Genomic DNA, 17,838 nt, shown 5'->3' with positions numbered 1-17,838 from the left:
AGTCATGAAGTGTTTGCTGGTAGAAGACGACCACGCGCTCGCCCGCGAGCTAAGTCAGGCGCTGCGCGACGGCGATTGGCTTGTAGAGCATGCGGCCACGGGCCAAGATGCCGATTTCCTGGTGCGCACGGAAGCTTATGACACACTCATTTTGGATGTAGGCCTGCCTGACGGTGACGGTACTCGCTGGCTAGCGGCTTGGCGCGAAGATGGTATTGACCTGCCCGTGCTCATTCTTACCGCCCGTGAGCGCTGGGCCGATAAAGCAGCAGGCTTTACCGCCGGTGCCGATGACTATGTCACTAAGCCTTTTGAACCGGCGGAAGTGCTTTTTCGCCTGCGCGCCCTGGTTCGCCGCAGCCACGGGCATGCACACCCGATATTGAAAGCCGGCGAGCTCAGCTTAGATACGCATACGCAGCACGTCGCGTTGGCGGGGCGTCCGGTGGGCTTAACCGCCCAAGAGACGCGCCTGCTCGGCTACTTGATGCATGCCGCACCGCGCGTGGTGAGTCGTACCGAGCTTTCAGAGCACGTATACGACCGTGACCATGAGCCGGACTCTAACGTGATCGACGTGCAGGTCAGCCGCCTGCGCCGTAAGTTGGGCAGCTGGCGCATTGCCACGCTGCGGGGGCAGGGGTATCGGCTCTTAGAAGAAGAGCCCGCCAGCGAATGAGTCACCCCCGTTCTGCGTGGCGTAATCAATGGAAAAAGCGTTGGGCCGGGCGTTCCATCGGCGTGCGGCTACTACTGGCGGTGCTGCTGATGGTCGGGCTGGCCCTCCCCGTTGCCGGTACGCTGCTTTCTCACCATTACCATTTAGCGGCGACCCAGGCCTTTGACGAGCGCCTGGAGGCCACGCTCAATGTGATTATCGCCGGCGTCACCTATGACCGCACCGCCCAGCAGCTTGTCCACGATCGGGCGCTGGGTGACCCACGGTTTGATAACGTTTACTCCGGCTGGTACTGGCAAATAACCGATGCTGGCCAGCATACGTTGGCTTCCCGCTCGCTGTGGGATCAACGTCTGCCGGTTATTGCCAATGACACTCTCAGCGCGCGCTCATTGTCAGGCCCGCGCGGGCAATCGCTGCGCGTTGTTGAGCGTGATATCTATTTAGCGCCTTTGGAAAGACCCCTGCATATCAGCGTTGCCGCGCGGGACGATGTATTAGCTGCGGATATTCGCGAATTCCAACGTCTTCTTTGGGGCGGTTTGGCGGGCCTAGGCATTTTGCTATTAGGCGTTTTGGCGCTGCAAGTTCGCTGGGGGTTAGCGCCGCTGCGGCGTATGCGGGCCAACCTGCATGAGGTAGAGCAGGGGCATGCAGAGCAGCTGGATACTCGCTTGCCCGACGAGCTGGCGACCCTGGCCGCCTCAATGAATGCGGTGCTGGCGCGGGACCAACGCTTAATTGAGCGCGGGCGTCACACGGCCGGTAATCTGGCCCACGCGCTGAAGACACCGCTGAGCGTGATGCGTCTACAGCTTCGCCAGCTGCCGGAAGACAGCCGTGCTACCTGGGAAGTGGAGTTAACGCGCTTAGACAGCGCGGTACGTCATCATTTAGCGCGTGCATCGGCGGCAGGCGAGGGCGCTCGCTTTGCCCCCATTGACCTGCATGCCACGTTAGCGCCGCTGCTAAACGGGCTGGCCAAGCTTGGCCAGCGGCGCGGCATTACGCTGCGCCAAACATGGCAGCGTGACGTGAACGTGCATATGGATGGGCAAGATATTCAGGAGCTGGTAGGTAACTTAATGGATAATGCGCTGCGCTGGGCGCACAGCGATGTTCAGCTGCAGGCCCAGGTTAACGAGCAACAGCTCACTATTATCGTAAGTGATAATGGCCCCGGCATGTCTGACGCGCAGTGCCAGCAGGCGTTGCAGCGAGGAAAGCGCCTGGATGAGCAGCGCTCTGGCAGTGGTTTGGGGCTGGCTATCGTCACCGACCTTGTCGCTTTGTACAGTGGCCATATGCAGCTTTCCCGCGCCAGCGAAGGAGGCTTAAACGTAGTGGTTGGGCTGCCCGTAGTGGCGAACGGATAACGGAGATTTCATTGAATGCATGGCACGGATACGCTGCCCGATATTTTAGTTGGCCCTTTAGTGCGGCGCATCAGCACGACCCGGCTGGTGATGTGGCTTGTGGCCACTCGGCCACTGACCATGACGCTGGTGCTACGGCCCGGCCAGCATGACGCCGAGTCCATCTATTTAGCACATCATCATCAGTGCGTTGCCATCGGTAAGCGCGCCTTTATCCATCTGATCGATATTGAGCTTGAAACGCCGCTGCCCTGCGACGAGCGTATCGAATACGACCTGCAGATTGAAACGAGGCAGGGTAGCGTGCAGTCGTTGCCTGAGTGGGCGCCCTGGCTGTGCTATGAAGGAGCTGATTACCCTGCGTTTGTGATTGCCTCGCGCCATCACCGGCTGATGCATGGGTCTTGCCGTAAGCCACATCACGATAGCCCCGATGGTTTGGTGCGTGCTGACAGCTGGCTTGGCGATCAGCAGGCAGCGCCTACCGAGTGGCCTGCCTGGCTACTGATGACCGGTGACCAAGTCTACGCCGACGACGTTGCCGGCCCGATGCTGCGCGCCGTACATGCACTGATTGAACGCCTAGGATTAGTCGACGAACAGTTAGAAGGCGCCACGGTAGACGATAGCCAAGCGCTGTACGACTCGCCTGACAGCTATTATTGCCGCGCGGCGCTGCTGCCGGATTTCACCAGTAATGCCGCGCTGCGCGAGCGCTTTTTCGGCGGTGTCAAAAAGCCGGTGTTTACCTCAGCCAATGCTCACAACCATTTAATGACGCTGGCGGAAATGCTCGCCATGTACTGTTTGGTGTGGTCGCCGGTGGCCTGGCAAGCGATTGCTCCCACGCCGCCCGTATTAGATGAAAAAGATGCCGAGCTTTATCGCCAAGAGCAGAAGGTGATCGATACCTTTGTTGAGGGCTTGCCCCAGTGTGCGCGGCTGCTGGCGCACTTGCCGAGCCTGATGATCTTTGATGATCACGACGTGACCGATGACTGGAACCTCACCGCTGACTGGGAGCAAACCGCCTACGGCCACCCGTTCTCTAAGCGCATTATCGGTAATGCCCTGGTCGCGTATTTACTCTGCCAAGCATGGGGTAATGATCCGGATAAGCTTAATCCATTAATTCACCATGCCGCTACGCTGCTGGGCGATGGTCGCCAGATGCTCGCGCGTGCTGAACAAGATGGATTAATTGAGCGTTTGCTGCGTTTTCAGGGCTGGGAGTTTCAAATCCCCGGTACGCCTGCGCTTATTGTGCTCGACACCCGCACCCGCCGTTGGCGCAGTGAGCGCAGCCCCAAGCGGCCTTCTGGCCTCATGGATTGGGAAGCGCTGATGGAAATGCAGCAGGCGCTCATGGGCGCTAAGAGCGCAGTGATCATTTCGCCTGCGCCGATGTTTGGCGTCAAATTAATTGAAAGTATTCAAAAGCTATTTACCGCCGTGGGTAAACCGTTAGTAGTGGATGCTGAGAACTGGATGGCGCACCGAGGCGCCGCTAACGCGCTGCTGCAAATTTGGCAGCACTCTAAAACGCCGGGCAACTACGTGATTCTTTCTGGCGATGTGCACTACTCGTTTGTCTACGACATTGTCGTGCGTCATCAGCGGCGCGCTCCTCATCTGTGGCAGATTACCTCCAGCGGGATTAAAAACACCTTTCCCAAGAATCTTCTCAATACCTTTGATCGACTGAACCGCTGGATGTATGCCCCGTGGTCGCCGCTTAACTGGTTTACGAAGCGCCGCAAACTCAGCGTTCATCCCCGTGACCCCGACCGGGCGAGTGCCGGGGAACGGCTTTGGAACGCCAGCGGCATTGGTTTAGTCACACTCGACGAGAAAGGCTACCCAACGGATATCCGCCAGCTCGATGTGAACGGTAGCGATGTGGTGTTCCCACCGCCCGAGCGTCTCAAGCCAAAAGGCGGGCGTTAACCGTTGGGGTGGGGCTTTGACAGGATGATGTCACCCGTTTTCCAAAGCGTCATTAACTCGTCACAGAAGTGCCCCAGTGCTGTCATCTGAAGGGGTCAGGATATCGCTATCTTCTGACTACCTTTTAGGTGATTCATGCAGGCGTCTTCTTTTTCCCGTGCGCTACCCCGCACATTCATCAGTGCCGCTATTGCAAGTGCATTTGCCTTTGCTGCGATTAATGCCTCCGCAGACCTCTCGTCGCGCTATGTCGATAATGACGGCGACATGGTTGCGGACGTGCCCAGCGATGAATCACAGTGGGTCGATCCCGATACGCTGGTGTTCGCCTATACGCCGGTTGAAGACCCTGCCGTATATGCCGATGTCTGGTCAGACTTTCTCAGCCATTTGGAAGAAGCTACTGGTAAGCGGGTGCAGTTCTTCCCCGTGCAGTCTAACGCTGCACAGCTAGAAGCCTTGCGCGCCGGGCGCCTGCATGTAGCGGGATTCAATACCGGCAGTACGCCGGTGGCAGTGAACTGCGGCGGCTTTCGCCCATTCGCCATGATGGCTGCCGATGACGGCAGCTTCGGTTACGAGATGGAAATCATCACCTACCCGGGCAGTGGCATTGAAGGTGTTAAAGATCTGGAAGGCCGTCAGTTGGCCTTTACCGCCGAAACCTCGAACTCCGGCTTCCGGGCGCCTTCGGCACTGCTGCGCTCGGAGTATGGCCTTGAAGCTGGCGAAGACTTCGAGACGGCCTTTTCCGGCTCCCATGACAACTCCATTCTGGGTGTGGTCAACCAGGATTATGATGCGGCTGCCATTGCCAACTCCGTGGGCAAGCGCATGATCGCGCGGGGCGTTGTGAACGAAGGCGATTACGATATTCTCTACACCTCAGAAACCTTTCCCACGACGGCTTACGGCCTGGCAAATAACCTGAACCCTGAGCTGGCTGAAAAGATTCAGAACGCCTTCTTCAATTACGACTGGGAAGGTACGCCTCTTGAAGCTGAGTTCACTAATTCGGGTGAAGCGCAGTTTATTCCGATTACCTATCAAGATAACTGGTCCGTTGTTCGCACCATTGCCGATGCCAACGGTGTGACGTACGACTGCGACTAATCGTTTAGTTAATAACACTTTATTCGGCCAGGAGATCGTCTCTTCTGGCCGTTACGCTATGTAAATGAGGTGGCACAATGTTGACACTAAGCGGCGTAGGCAAGCGTTACCCTACCGGCGACCGCGCGCTGACGGATATTGAGCTCACGCTGCCCAAAGGTCAGGTCATGGCGCTCATTGGGCCATCGGGAGCCGGTAAAAGCACCTTGATTCGCTGTGTGAATCGGCTGGTTGAACCAACCCAGGGTAGTATCCGCTTGGAAGGCACCGAGATCACGCAGCTCTCAGGCCATAAATTACGCCAGGCGCGCCGCTCGATGGGCATGATTTTTCAGGAGTATGCGCTGATAGATCGGCTCACGGTGATGGAAAATGTGCTGTCGGGTCAGCTTGGCTATGTAGGATTTTGGCGCAGCTTTCTGCGACGCTATCCGCAAGAAGCCGTGGTTGAAGCATTCCGGCTACTGGCGCGAGTAGGCCTGCCCCATGCCATTGATAAACGCGCCGATGCTCTTTCAGGGGGGCAGCGCCAGCGCGTAGGTATTGCTCGAGCGCTCTTGCAAAGCCCTAAACTGTTGTTAGTGGATGAGCCCACTGCCAGTCTTGATCCTAAAACCTCGCGCCAGATCATGCGCTTGATTCGCGAGCTATGCGCCGAGCGCGACTTGGCCGCGATTATCAACATTCACGACGTGACGCTGGCCCAGCAGTTTGCGGACCGTATTGTCGGGTTACGGGCGGGTGAAATTGTCTTTGATGGTCTGCCAAGTGAGCTGACCAGCGAGATTCTCACCACAATCTACGGTGAAGAGGATTGGGACACCACGCCCGAGCCGATGGAAGACGCCGTCGTCGATGAGCGCGACACTAAGCTTCGTTTAGCATCGGCCGTGCCGGAATTTGCTGCAGGGAGCGTGCGATGAGCGAGCGGGTAGACGCGCAAATGCAGGCCCGCCAGTACGCGGCGCGCAAGGGCCAGTGGCGGCGCCTTCCCCTGATTCATGACCCTCGCTTGCGCTGGGGCATCGCCATCGGCGCGGTTATCTATTTGCTGCTGGCATTGGCATCAGTGGACGTTAACTGGGCGCGGGTTGCCGAAGGGGCCGGTCGAGCGGCAAATTTTCTGGGTGCGTTTATGCAGCCCGATTTTGTCAGTCGTCAAAATGATATCGTTGCAGGATTGCTGGAAAGCTTAACCATGACGCTCACCTCCACGGTATTAGGTGTTCTGCTGGCGATCCCCGTGGGACTTGGCGCCGCGCGCAATATTTCCCCGCTGCCTATCTACTTCGTATGCCGCGCGATTATTGCTGTGTCACGGACTTTTCAAGAAATCATAATCGCCATTTTGTTTGTGGTGATGTTCGGCTTCGGGCCATTGGCGGGAATGATTACGCTGGCCTTCGCGACCATTGGCTTTATGGCTAAGCTGCTAGCAGAAGATATTGAAGACTTGGATTGGCGTCAGGTCGAGGCTATACGCGCTACCGGTGCGAACTGGTGGCAAATCATGAATCATGCCGTGCAGCCTCAAGTAATGCCGCGTTTGATAGGCCTTTCGATGTACCGGTTAGATATCAATTTTCGTGAGTCAGCTGTGATCGGCATTGTTGGCGCGGGTGGTATCGGCGCTACGTTGAACACATCGCTAAGCCGCTATGAATACGACACCTCCGCAGCGATTCTGCTGATTATTATCGCGATCGTGCTGCTATGTGAGTACAGCTCAAGCCATGTGCGCCGCTGGACCCAGTAATCTATTGTTCAGTAAACCTCGGTTCTATCGTTTTTAAATTCATCGTTTTTAGATTCCTCGTTTCTGGATTCGTCATGTGTGGAGATATTAAATGCCTGTTTCGTTGACATCGCAGGGTGTGCCGGCTTGGCAGCGGCGCACGACGCGCGCTCAGTGGCTGCAATACGTGGCTTGGCTGGCGGGCGTTAGCCTATTTTTAATCTGTTGGAAGATAATTTCTGATAACACCATGTGGGTGTTTGTGCATGATGCCGGTCGCCAAGGAGCGGATCTTATCAGTCGCATGACGCCGCCGAAGTGGGAATACGCCACCGTGCTGTGGAAGCCCATGTGGGACACGATGAACATTGCGACCTTAGGCACCGCCTTGGGCATTGTAATGGCCTTTCCAGTAGCGTTTTTAGCTGCCCGTAATACCACACCGCATCCCCTTGTTCGCAGCGCTGCCCTGCTGGTCATCGTCTCTTCACGTTCGATCAACTCGCTGATTTGGGCGATGCTGCTGGTGACCATTCTTGGCCCTGGCGTGTTGGCGGGGATTATTGCCATCGCGCTACGCTCGATCGGCTTTGTGGGTAAGCTGCTATATGAGGCGATTGAAGAAATCCACCCGACGCCGGTTGAGGCGATTAGCGCGACCGGGGCGAGCCGACTTCAGGTGATGAATTACGGCGTACTGCCCCAGATAATGCCCGCTTTCGCTGGCATCAGTGTTTACCGCTGGGATATCAATATTCGTGAATCGACGGTGCTGGGACTGGTCGGTGCTGGCGGCATAGGCCTGCAGCTCAATGCCTCGATCAATAGCCTTGCTTGGGATCAGGTCAGCGTTATTTTTGTTATGATTTTTGCCACCGTGCTGGTGTCTGAGTGGATTTCCGCCCGCGTGCGTCATGCTATTATTTAGCCTTAGCCGCTGCATTGAGTAAACAGCAAGGAGCCTAAAATGCGTTTTTCTGATGCAAGCGCTACCACCATTGATTTATTGCGCCATGGTGAACCGGTGGGTGGGCGCATGTTGCGTGGCTCAACTGATCATCCTCTGAGTGACGCAGGATGGCAGCAGGTGACGGATGCGGTCATGCGCCATACGGTCGAGGGCCATTTACCTTACGATGCGATTGTTACGTCGCCGCTAATGCGCTGCCGAGAGTTTGCTCTGTGGTTGGGGGAGGAGTTTGATCTCCCTGTGCAGGTGGAAGACGATCTTGCCGAGCTACACTTGGGGCAGTGGGAAGGCAAAACCTATGCAGAGGTAACCGCCGTAGAAGGCACCGCACGAATGGGTGCGTTTTGGCATAATCCGGCTGAGGTCGCGCCCCCTGATGGTGAGACACTGCAAGCATTTGATGCCCGGCTCGCCGAAGTTTGGCGGCGGCTGCTTCTCCATCCGCCCGGTCAGCATGTGCTGATCGTGGCCCATCTGTTTGTCTGCAACGGCCTGCTGCGACAGGTTCTTGAGCAGCCGCTTTCGCGAGTGCTGGCGATGGATTTGCCCTATGCAGCGATGAGCCGAGTGCGTCATGAGCGCCATGCGCTTGGTGACACTAGCTTTATTGAGTGGATAGGGCGTTAAGCATTGTTGGCGGCTAGGCATGCTTTACGCCATTATGAGGGCAGTTAGCTTACCGGAGCGCCTGTCCATGTCATTGGTTCGCCTGTCGTCTTTACCTTATGCGGTCGTCTTGCGCCGCGGGTGGCTGTTGCCCTGCCTATTCATGCTTGTGTTGGCGGGCTGTGCCAGCCGCGAGCTGACGCCGATAGATGCACCACCCGACCGCGCCGGTATTTCTATGGAGCGTGCGCTCATTCTTTCCCATGCCCAGCAGGCCATTGGCACGCCGTATCGCTTCGGAGGCAATACACCGGAAGGTCTAGACTGCTCGGGGCTGGTGGAAATGACCTATCGGGCGGCGGGCATTCGTGTACCGCGCACCGCCAATGAACAGTTTCAAGCCTTGCCAAAGGCCGATGCCCCGCGCCCCGGCGACCTGCTTTTCTTTGGTGAGCGCCGCAAAGCGACACATGTCGGTATCTATCGTGGCAACGGCCAAATGATTCATGCGCCCGGTAATGGTCGTCGTGTGGTGAGCGTGCCGTTAGAAATCGACTATTGGCAGGCGCGCTTTTTAGGTGCCGCCAGCCCTGCCCCTTAAGTAACTGTGCTCTCTGTCATCTCCGTCCATGCGCGTCATCTTCAGCCATCTATCCTGATGATTACGTCCAGGGCAACATGTTGTTAAGTTACGCCAACCAGTCGATATGGCGATTGCGGAGAGTGTCATTTATATGGACAGTCGCTTTGAACGGCCCATGTTGGCAGAGTGTATGGAAGCACTTGAGCATGTTAGAGCGTTAATGGCTTTTAGGTGCGAGCTAGCGCAAGGCTATGGTATTGCAAGGCCAATGCCTGCTGGAGCATTGCCAGTATGGTTAGGTCATTGACCATCGCGTGTTGAATGGCATTCACTAGCGTAGACAGCCCATCATGCACCGTAATGTTGCTAAATTTTTATAAATTAACCATAGCGCTGCACTATGCCAACCATTGATGTGGTCATCAATCTCCATTACGACGAGTGTTTAGCCTATTACGAGGGACGTATTGCCAATGTGCGTACACGCAGTGTAGATGGCCGTTGGGTAATATTTCCCGCAGAGGCAATTCGCAAAGTGATCAATCGTGACGGTGTACGCGGTATCTATCGATTACGTTTTTCTGAGCAGGGCCGCTTTATAAGTATTGCCCCCTTAAATACACGCTGAGCTTTAAACGTATTCCTATCAAAAATCTATCTAGTAAGTGCCGCGCATTGCGCGATTAGGCTCATTGCCCTACTCGCAGGCTCTCAATGGCCGTACTCAAACAGGCATAACATGGCATCAACATTGCTTGTATAATGTGGTTATTGGACTTTCAGGCTTATCCGCTTGAAAGCAAACAGCCTGCCTACCCGGCCTGCGCTGTCAGCACATTAGGAGATATACCATGTCTGCCTCACCTGTCACATTGATGGTGGCTCGACGCGTTGAGCACGGTCGCTATTTCGATTTTAATCGTTGGCTTAACGAAGGGCGGGAGCTAGCGGCTGATTTTGCTGGTTATCTCGGCTCTGGCGTATTGGCGCCACCGGTTGACGATAACGAATATCAGATCATATTTCGCTTTAGCAGTAGTGAGACTTTAGCAGCCTGGGAGCACTCCGCTTCACGCCATGCTTGGCTCGAACGCGGGGCAGGGCTCTATGAGGCGCCCCATGAGCATCGCGCTACGGGGCTGGATACTTGGTTTCAAACTAGCGTTAGCAGCATTCCTCCGCGCTGGAAACAGGCGGTGGCCGTCTGGCTGGCTTTTTTCCCTATCTCGCTGCTGTTTCAATGGTTATTTGGCGGCGTATTAGCCGAGTGGGCACTAGTGCCGCGGGTAGTAGTGAGCACCTTAATGCTAACGCCTGTCATGGTGTTTGTGTTTATTCCACTCTCTATGCGCCTATTAGCGCCCTGGCTGCAAGGTAAATGGTCACCGCTGGATATGCTGGCGCGCTGGCGCCAAACGTCTCGATCATAATAATGCTGGATCTCGCTGAGATGGTGCTAGTCTTGGTCAATAGGTTCTATCTAATCGGATCTTGATAAGCGTGGTTTAAAGCAATAAGCGCACGGTTCTAGTAGAAATGTACTGACAGAAAAGGATCGCTGTCGCTGGTGCAATGCGTGCGGCTAACTCAGTCCCAAGGAGCTTTTATGATTCAGGTTCACCATCTGGAAAAATCGCGTTCTCATCGCATTCTGTGGCTACTCGAAGCTCTTGAGCTGGACTACGAACTGGTCGTTTACCAGCGCGATGAGAAAACGCAGCAGGCGCCAGCATCGCTGAAAAAAATTCATCCACTGGGCAAGTCGCCGGTGATTACGGATGGTGATCTGACCGTGGCCGAGTCGGGGGCTATCATTGATTATCTGCTGCAGCGCTATGGGCAAGGCCGGCTACAGCCTGCTCAGGAAGATATGCATGCGTGGGTAGACTATCGGTACTGGCTGCATTACGCCGAAGGCTCGCTAATGCCGCTGCTGGTGATGCAGCTTGTGTTTGGGCAGATCCCTAAACAGTCGCCGTGGCTGATAAAGCCGCTGGCAAAAGGCATTAGCGATACGGTGAGCAAGCGCTTCCTGGCGCCTCAGATTAAGCAGCATCTCAGCGTTATTAACCAACATTTATCGGCGCACGGTAATTTTGGCGGGCCATGGCCGAGCGGTGCCGATATTCAAATGAGCTTCCCGCTGCAGGCCGTTGCTGCCACTCAGTCGCTGGAGAAATATCCGGCTATTGCCGCCTTTGTGTCGCGTATTGAACAAGACACTGCGTGGCAGCGGGTGGTAGCGCGAGCCGGCCCGCTCACGATGCCGGGCCAGTGATTTGCCGTCATGGGCTTAATGTCGCTTAGGCCGCTAGCCTGAGTTAATTGAAAAGCGCAAAGCTATCAGCATTGATCCACATGTGGACCAGGATGCTAGCGATATAGCCGAGCAGAATCACTGGCGACCAGCGTAAATGCCCCATAAACGTATATGACCCTCGTGCTTGCCCCATCACTGCCACGCCGGCCGCTGAGCCAATCGATAGCAGGCTGCCGCCAACCCCCGCGGTTAAGGTGATGAGCAGCCATTGGCCGTGCGACATGTCGGGATCCATGGTGAGCACGGCAAACATTACCGGAATGTTGTCGATCACCGCGGAGACAACGCCTAGCGTAATGTTGGCCGCGGTAGGGTTCCAGCCTGTATACAGGGCATCTGATAGCAGGCTGAGATAGCCCATAAAACCTAGCCCGCCCACACACATGACGACCCCATAGAAGAACAGTAGCGTGTCCCACTCGGCGCGCGCCACGCGATTAAAAACATCGAAGGGAACCACGCTACCTAGCTGTGCCAACTTACGATTATCACCTTCCCGGCTGTAAATCTCACGTTTGCGCTTGAGTGAACGAGGCAAGCTACGGCGCAGGTAATAGCCAAAGAATTGCAAATAGCCCAGGCCGGTCATCATGCCCAGTACGGGCGGCAGGTGAAGCACTACATGGCAGAGTACCGCGGTGATAATGGTCAATAAAAACAGCGCCACGATGCGTCGCGCACCGCGCTTCATCCATACGTCTTCATGAACGCTGGCGGGCTTCTCATCCTTAATAAATAGACTCATGATGGTGGCGGGAATCAAGAAGTTGACCAGCGCCGGAATAAATAGAATGAAGAAATCTTGAAACGCGACCATGCCTGCTTGCCACACCATTAGCGTGGTTATATCGCCGAAAGGACTAAAAGCGCCGCCTGCGTTGGCGGCAACCACAATATTGATGCATGCCATGTTAATAAAGCGCTGATCACCTTCGGCGACTTTCGTTACTACGGCGCACATGAGCAAAGCGGTGGTAAGGTTATCGGCAACGGGTGACAGCACGAAGGCAAGGCCGCCGGTCAGCCAAAAAAGAGTGCGGTAGTTGAAGCCTTTGCGCAGCATCCATGACCGCAGTGCGTCGAACACGAGGCGCTCTTCCATCGCATTGATATAAGTCATGGCCACCAGTAAGAACAGCATCAGCTCGGTGAACTCTAACAACGTCATTCTAAACGCGTATTCTGATGCCTCAGACATGCCATTTTGGACATACACCCAGCCGATAAGCCCCCAAATAATGCCGGCGGCTACTAGTACGGGTTTTGATTTGCGCATATGAATCTTTTCTTCTGCCATGACTAACGCATATGCCAAGACAAAAATCGCGACGGCAAAAAAGCCCACGAGTGAAGTGGTTAAATTTAATTCGCCGGTGACGGCAAAAGCGCTAGGACTGATGCATAACAATAAGGCTGCTAATAAAAAAAGCCAGCGACGATGTAATCGTGGCTGGCAAGAGTGTTTGCTCAACGTAGGCATGTGAGGTCTGTCCCATGGTTAAGTTATTAGAAATTGTTTAAAAGGGATTCCATGTTATCAGCCTGTGTTGCGGCGCAATACGTTATAAAAACGAATGAAGGTCGTCGTTATTAAAAGAATCGGATCTTTTTTTAGTAAATTAATCTTTTAGGTAATGGAAACTTTAGAAGCAATGGTTTTGTAAATTAATTCATTATCTTATTAATATGATACTAAGTGTTAATAGTGAGGCTAGCTAAATTTTATTTTTTAGAGGCTTTTGTTAATGTCACTAGTGTCGCTTTTAAAATGCAGCGTGCAGAAATTGATGAAGTGGTTTGATGACCGGTGGCGTTAGAGGAGATGCAACAGGGGAGTGCCCGATTAAGCGCAGTCGTGCTATTTTGAGGCGCGCCACGCTCACGGCTTGGTAAGATAAAAATGAGGCCGGCTAGCAAGCGGCTACTGGACACGTTGAGGAATAAAAGAATGCGCAACCCATTTCGCTCCCTAAACCGCACGCTTGGCATGTCAGTAGCGACGTTAGCCTTAGCCAGTGCCGCGTTTTCCGCCCATGCCGAAACGCGTGTGACCTATAAATCGGCTTCTGCAGGAACCGCTTATTACCAGATGGGCGTAGAGCTTTCTGAGGCGATTCGCCAGGGCACGGACGACGACATTATTCTTACGCTGGAAGAAAGCCAAGGCTCCGTACAAAATGTAATGGAAGTCATGGCCCGTCAGGGTAACTACGTTTTCACGACACCTCCCGCGCTAGTCGAACAGGCGATGGCGGGCGAAGGCCCCTTTGCTGAGCGGCAGAGCCCTCGCTTTCAAGAGATACGCGGCTTATTCCCGATCCCTTCTATTACCATGCACTTTGTACTGGCGGGCGATGAAGGCGTGACCGATATTTCCGCCCTGGAAGGTAAGCACCTGTTGATTGGTAAAGGCACGTTTGGTGCCCGTGAAGCGGCTCGTTATCTTGAGCTGTTCGGCCTGGAAGACGACGTTCAAATTGCCGATGCTGCTATTGGTAGTGGCCCTGATGCGCTTAAAAATGGCCAGATTGACGGTTTTGTGACCGCCAGCTCATTCCCGTCCCCCAACGTGATTGAGACGGCTGCCAGCATGCCTGTCTCTATGGTAAGCCTGACCGATGAGCAAATCGAACAGACCGGCGCGCCGCGCCAAACCATTCCTGGCGGCACTTACCCCGGCGTAGAGCAAGATGTTGAAACGACGTCACTGCCGGTCATTGCCTACACCACTACGCAGATGGATGACGATACCGCGTACCTGCTGACGAAGACGTTCTGGGAGCGTCGCGATGCCATGGCCGAAGAGGCCGCCTGGTGGAGCAGCATTACGCCGGAAATGCTTGAAAATATGCTGGGTAAGCTTCACCCCGGTGCACTACGTTACTACGATGAAGCGGGTATCGACATACCGGATGCCCTGCGCTAACGCTGTTTGATAGTCCTGTGCGATAGCCCTTTTCGATAGTTCTGTTCGATAGACTCTTTCGTTCCTTTTCCCACTGCCACGGCGCTTGTGCCGTGGCAGTGCCGTATCAATAGGCAACTTGGCATGCGTTTTTCCTTTTCGTCGCAAGCAGCGACGTCCTCCGCAGCGGACAACGCGATAGCGCCTGGCTGGATAGCGCTTGGTGCGGTCAGCGTTGTATTCCACCTTGGGCTGATTTTTTACGGCTTAACGCCTGCGCTGGTGAGCCGGCCGCTGCACATGGCGCTGCTGTTGCCGTGGGTATTGATCTTTATGGCGAAAACGCCGGCTCAGCGCATAAGCGGTTGGCTTTTAACGCTGCTGGGCATTGCGGCGTGCAGCTATATTGCCTTTAACGAAGCGGCGTTGGCTAATCAGTATGGCTTTATCGATACGCATCTACAGATGGCGATTGGCGTGTTTTTAATTGCGCTGGCGCTTGAGGCTGCCCGCAGAGCGATTGGCTGGCCGCTGCCGCTAGTCGCCTTATTGGCGCTGATGTACGGTGCTTTTGGCCAGTATGTGCCCGGTGCCTTTGGGCACCCAGGTCTGCCGCTGCAGAGTATGGTCGGTACGCTGACCATTGCCGAAGGCGGCCTGTGGGGGTCATTAACCGGCGTGAGCGTCAGCGTTGTCGCCATTTTTGTGATTTTTGGCGCTGTGCTCAATGCCGGTGAGGCTGGACAGGGCTTTATGAATTTAGCCAGCGCCGTAGCGGGCCGCCTAACGGGCGGTGCTGCCAAAGTGGCGGTGATTTCATCGGCATTGATGGGGTCCATCTCTGGTTCAGCCTCGGCCAACGTGGCCTCGACCGGTGCGATCACCATTCCTTCGATGGTGCGTTTGCGTTATCCGCGTTCGTTGGCCGGTGCGGTGGAGGCGGTGGCTTCTTCCGGTGGGCAGATTATGCCGCCGCTGATGGGGGCGGGTGCGTTCGTGATGGTAGAGCTTACGGGGACGCCCTACACGCAGATTATGGCTGCCGCTATGCTGCCGGCGGTGCTGTATTTTCTGACCGTTTGGGTAGGCATTAATGCGTATGCGACTCGGCATGATTTACAGCCAGTTGCTGAGAGTGAGCGGCCCCATGCTAAAGAGGTGTTGATTACCTCACTGTTTTTCGCGATACCGTTTGTACTGTTGTTAGAGCGCATTTTTCACGGTGGTTATACTCCCCAGTACGCGGCCAGTATTGCGATTTTTGCAGGCATAGCGCTGCTGTTATTCAATGTCAAACTGTGCTTTTCACTGCCTGGTTTTGCGCACCGCTTAGCGGAAGCGGCGGTGACCGCCGGGCGCCAGATCGCGGTGATTGGCGCCATTATTCTGTGCGCCTCTCTGGTGGTTGGGGTGCTGTCGCTGACCGGGTTAGGCGTTAAAATCACTTCGGGTATTTTGTCGCTTTCCAACGACGCCCTGTGGCCTGCGTTGCTATTGACGGCGTTGGCGTGTTTGATTCTCGGCATGGAGGTGCCGACCACGGCGGCCTACGTGATTTGTGTTTCGGTTGCCGGGCCTGCGCTAACCTCTTTAGGTTTAGAGCCGCTCTTGGCGCATCTTTTTGTGTTTTGGTATGCGCTGCTCTCAACCATTACGCCGCCGGTGTGCGGGGGCGTGTTTATTGCCGCGGGCATGGTGGGCGAGAACTGGCTCAAAGTGGCGTTTAAGGCGATGGCGCTTGGCATTGGGCTATACATCATTCCGTTGGCGATGGTCGCCAATCCAGAAATGATCCAGCTAGCCTTTAATCCCTCCGGCGCCCTGCTTTACGCACTGAAAGTGGCGATCGGGTTAACGGCCATTTCATTTGGCGTTATTGCACGCAAAGCGCTGTGGCATCGCGTGGCGTTAGTCGCAGCGGGCATCATCATTATCTTTGTGGTCTAGCCTCAGCGGTGAGGATGCGAGCAGAGGGCTATTAGCAAACATCACCCAGGTATCTAGCGCAGGCCCAAGCGACTGCACCATACGCAGTTGCTCAGGTGCCAGCGCTAGTACTTCTTCGGCACAGATACCTGCTTCAAAGCGACCGTCCAGCAAACCTTCTGCTACCGCGACGGTAGTCGGAGCCTCAATGATGGCTGGATAGCGGCTTAAATCTGCGTAATAGCGTGTTGCTGGCTGCAGCGCTACGTGGGCGGGCTGAGCAATAGCGCGCTGTGCTAGCAGCGCCAGGGGTTTGCTGCCGGCAATAAAGGTGTCCACGGGATAGGCTCGGTGCATATAGCGGCCGACGCAGTCGCTGTGCGCGGCATGGGCGGTGCACTGCAGGACGTGGCTGGCCTGCCCCGTCATAAGCGCTTGGAATGCATCTTCAAACTGCGTGAAAAGCACCACACTTCCCACGTCTGAACAGCGCATTTTAAGATAGCGTTTGGCAATCAGTTCGTGATTGTTACCACTCGGCCCTAGTGTCGCGATTCGCACGATAATTCTTCTCTGTGAAAAGTTGCTTAAATGAATAAGCCAAAAGCACAGGGTGCTTTTGGCTCCATGCAATCAGCGAGCAGATGGGCTTAGAAGATAGTAAAGCTTAGCGCTAAGTAAGCGGCATAGCCTGCCAGCAGCGCAGCACCTTCCCAGCGTGATAGGCGCATGCCAGTATACAAAAACAGTACCAGCAGGCCAGCAGCGCCCAGCATGACCCATTGATCAAACATCGCCACGCGCGGTGCCAGCGGAAGCGGCTGTAAAAACGCTGAGATACCTAAGATGCCAAGCAGGTTGAAAATATTACTGCCAAGAATGTTCCCGACGGCAACGTCGGCATGACGCCGTAGCGCTGCAATCACTGAGACCGCCATCTCAGGCAGCGAAGTACCCACGGCAACGATGGTTAGGCCGATAACCGCCTCAGAAATTCCCATGGTCTGGGCCAGACCAATGGCGCCATAAAGGAGCAACTGCGAGCCACCAACCAGCATGCCTAAGCCGGCAATCAGCGCTAGGCCCATCATCCAGCCTGTCGTGGGTAGCTTGGTCATTTCCTCCGCTTCTGAGGTATGCATATCGGTCGCCGGCACATGCTGGCGGCTTTCGCTTACGTAGGCCCAAACGAGATAGCAGACGAGGCCGGCAAGAAAAATCCCGGCATCAACGCGGCCTAATGCTCCGCTAAACGACAGTGCTATAAACAGCAGGCTGGCCAAAACAACGACCAGTCCATCACGGCGCAGTGCTAAAGGCTGCACGACCATCGGGCAGATAACCGCGCACATTCCCAGGATCAATAAAATATTGCCAATGTTGCTGCCCACTATGTTGCCAATAGCAATGTCCGGCTGCTGGTTCATAGCGGCATGAATAGAAACGACCAGCTCGGGCGCCGAGGTGCCAAAGCCCACCACGACAAGCCCTGTCAGCAAGGGTGAGACACCCACTCTTTTAGCGCCCGCTACCGCTCCGCGAATAAGCGATTCTCCTCCGAGGGTGAGTAGCACAATGCCTGCTAACAAACTAAGTCCATATAGCATGTTCAAGACCTCTTCCTGAGTACCTCCCCGACCGCGAATGACGCGGGGTTTGTCGGGTCAGTAAAGCGCGC

General features: G+C 55.2%; 17 protein-coding genes. 14 read left to right on the top strand and 3 right to left on the bottom strand.

Going from position 1 to position 17,838, the window contains the following annotated elements; translation table 11 throughout:
* Positions 1-4 precede the first annotated feature (4 nt).
* From CIK78_RS00875 to CIK78_RS00820, 12 genes are all read left to right on the top strand, one after another.
* Complete coding sequence (locus CIK78_RS00875) at positions 5-679, top strand: response regulator transcription factor (RefSeq protein ID WP_096276329.1); 675 nt, start codon at positions 5-7, stop codon at positions 677-679.
* Complete coding sequence (locus CIK78_RS00870; protein WP_096276327.1) at positions 676-2,055, top strand: HAMP domain-containing sensor histidine kinase; 1,380 nt, start codon at positions 676-678, stop codon at positions 2,053-2,055. The genes CIK78_RS00875 and CIK78_RS00870 overlap by 4 nt, the downstream gene beginning before the upstream one ends.
* 15 nt (positions 2,056-2,070) lie before the next feature.
* Entirely contained in the window at positions 2,071-4,002 is a 1,932-nt protein-coding gene (locus CIK78_RS00865) for an alkaline phosphatase D family protein (protein ID WP_096276325.1), read from the top strand.
* A gap of 135 nt (positions 4,003-4,137) precedes the next feature.
* On the top strand, positions 4,138-5,115 hold the full coding sequence (gene phnD / locus CIK78_RS00860) for a phosphate/phosphite/phosphonate ABC transporter substrate-binding protein (protein WP_096276323.1): 978 nt from the start codon (positions 4,138-4,140) through the stop codon (positions 5,113-5,115).
* A 77-nt stretch (positions 5,116-5,192) separates the two neighbouring features.
* The gene (gene phnC / locus CIK78_RS00855; protein ID WP_096276321.1) at positions 5,193-6,038 is read left to right on the top strand and encodes a phosphonate ABC transporter ATP-binding protein; all 846 of its coding nucleotides are present in this window, start codon (positions 5,193-5,195) and stop codon (positions 6,036-6,038) included.
* Positions 6,035-6,871 (top strand): phosphonate ABC transporter, permease protein PhnE, encoded by an 837-nt coding sequence (gene phnE, locus CIK78_RS00850; RefSeq protein WP_096276319.1) that lies wholly within the window; start codon positions 6,035-6,037, stop codon positions 6,869-6,871. The genes phnC and phnE (CIK78_RS00850) overlap by 4 nt, the downstream gene beginning before the upstream one ends.
* Positions 6,872-6,962: 91 nt before the next feature.
* The gene (gene phnE / locus CIK78_RS00845; protein ID WP_096276317.1) at positions 6,963-7,778 is read left to right on the top strand and encodes a phosphonate ABC transporter, permease protein PhnE; all 816 of its coding nucleotides are present in this window, start codon (positions 6,963-6,965) and stop codon (positions 7,776-7,778) included.
* Between the two features lie 39 nt (positions 7,779-7,817).
* A complete protein-coding gene (locus CIK78_RS00840) occupies positions 7,818-8,447 on the top strand; it encodes a histidine phosphatase family protein (RefSeq protein ID WP_096276315.1) in 630 nt (209 codons plus the stop codon).
* A 67-nt stretch (positions 8,448-8,514) separates the two neighbouring features.
* A complete protein-coding gene (locus tag CIK78_RS00835) occupies positions 8,515-9,027 on the top strand; it encodes a C40 family peptidase (RefSeq protein WP_096282211.1) in 513 nt (170 codons plus the stop codon).
* 382 nt (positions 9,028-9,409) lie between these two features.
* The gene (locus tag CIK78_RS00830) at positions 9,410-9,637 is read left to right on the top strand and encodes a DUF2835 family protein (protein ID WP_096276313.1); all 228 of its coding nucleotides are present in this window, start codon (positions 9,410-9,412) and stop codon (positions 9,635-9,637) included.
* A 223-nt stretch (positions 9,638-9,860) separates the two neighbouring features.
* Positions 9,861-10,439: an antibiotic biosynthesis monooxygenase gene (locus CIK78_RS00825; RefSeq protein ID WP_096276311.1), complete on the top strand. Its 579-nt coding sequence runs from the start codon at positions 9,861-9,863 to the stop codon at positions 10,437-10,439.
* 176 nt (positions 10,440-10,615) lie between these two features.
* On the top strand, positions 10,616-11,287 hold the full coding sequence (locus CIK78_RS00820) for a glutathione S-transferase (RefSeq protein ID WP_096276309.1): 672 nt from the start codon (positions 10,616-10,618) through the stop codon (positions 11,285-11,287).
* Positions 11,288-11,330: 43 nt separating this feature from the next.
* On the opposite strand, the gene nhaD is transcribed toward CIK78_RS00820, so the two are convergent.
* Positions 11,331-12,809: a sodium:proton antiporter NhaD gene (gene nhaD, locus CIK78_RS00815; RefSeq protein WP_096276307.1), complete on the bottom strand. Its 1,479-nt coding sequence runs from the start codon at positions 12,807-12,809 to the stop codon at positions 11,331-11,333.
* 468 nt (positions 12,810-13,277) lie between these two features.
* Between nhaD and CIK78_RS00810 the strand changes: the two genes are divergently transcribed.
* Both CIK78_RS00810 and CIK78_RS00805 read left to right on the top strand, forming a co-directional pair.
* Positions 13,278-14,255: a TAXI family TRAP transporter solute-binding subunit gene (locus tag CIK78_RS00810; protein WP_096276305.1), complete on the top strand. Its 978-nt coding sequence runs from the start codon at positions 13,278-13,280 to the stop codon at positions 14,253-14,255.
* A 123-nt stretch (positions 14,256-14,378) separates the two neighbouring features.
* Positions 14,379-16,181, top strand: coding sequence for a TRAP transporter fused permease subunit (locus CIK78_RS00805; RefSeq protein ID WP_096276303.1), 1,803 nt, complete (start codon positions 14,379-14,381; stop codon positions 16,179-16,181).
* Here the strand turns inward: CIK78_RS00805 and CIK78_RS00800 are convergent.
* Both CIK78_RS00800 and CIK78_RS00795 read right to left on the bottom strand, forming a co-directional pair.
* Positions 16,143-16,721 (bottom strand): hypothetical protein, encoded by a 579-nt coding sequence (locus CIK78_RS00800; protein WP_096276301.1) that lies wholly within the window; start codon positions 16,719-16,721, stop codon positions 16,143-16,145. The genes CIK78_RS00805 and CIK78_RS00800 overlap by 39 nt on opposite strands.
* 89 nt (positions 16,722-16,810) lie before the next feature.
* Complete coding sequence (locus CIK78_RS00795) at positions 16,811-17,767, bottom strand: calcium/sodium antiporter (protein ID WP_096276299.1); 957 nt, start codon at positions 17,765-17,767, stop codon at positions 16,811-16,813.
* Positions 17,768-17,838 lie beyond the last annotated feature (71 nt).

Origin of the sequence: Halomonas sp. JB37 (assembly GCF_002332255.1) — a bacterium.
Taxonomy (GTDB): Bacteria; Pseudomonadota; Gammaproteobacteria; order Pseudomonadales; family Halomonadaceae; genus Vreelandella; species Vreelandella casei.
Note: the sequence above shows the minus strand (reverse complement) of the source record. Positions and strands in the feature narration are given on the sequence as shown.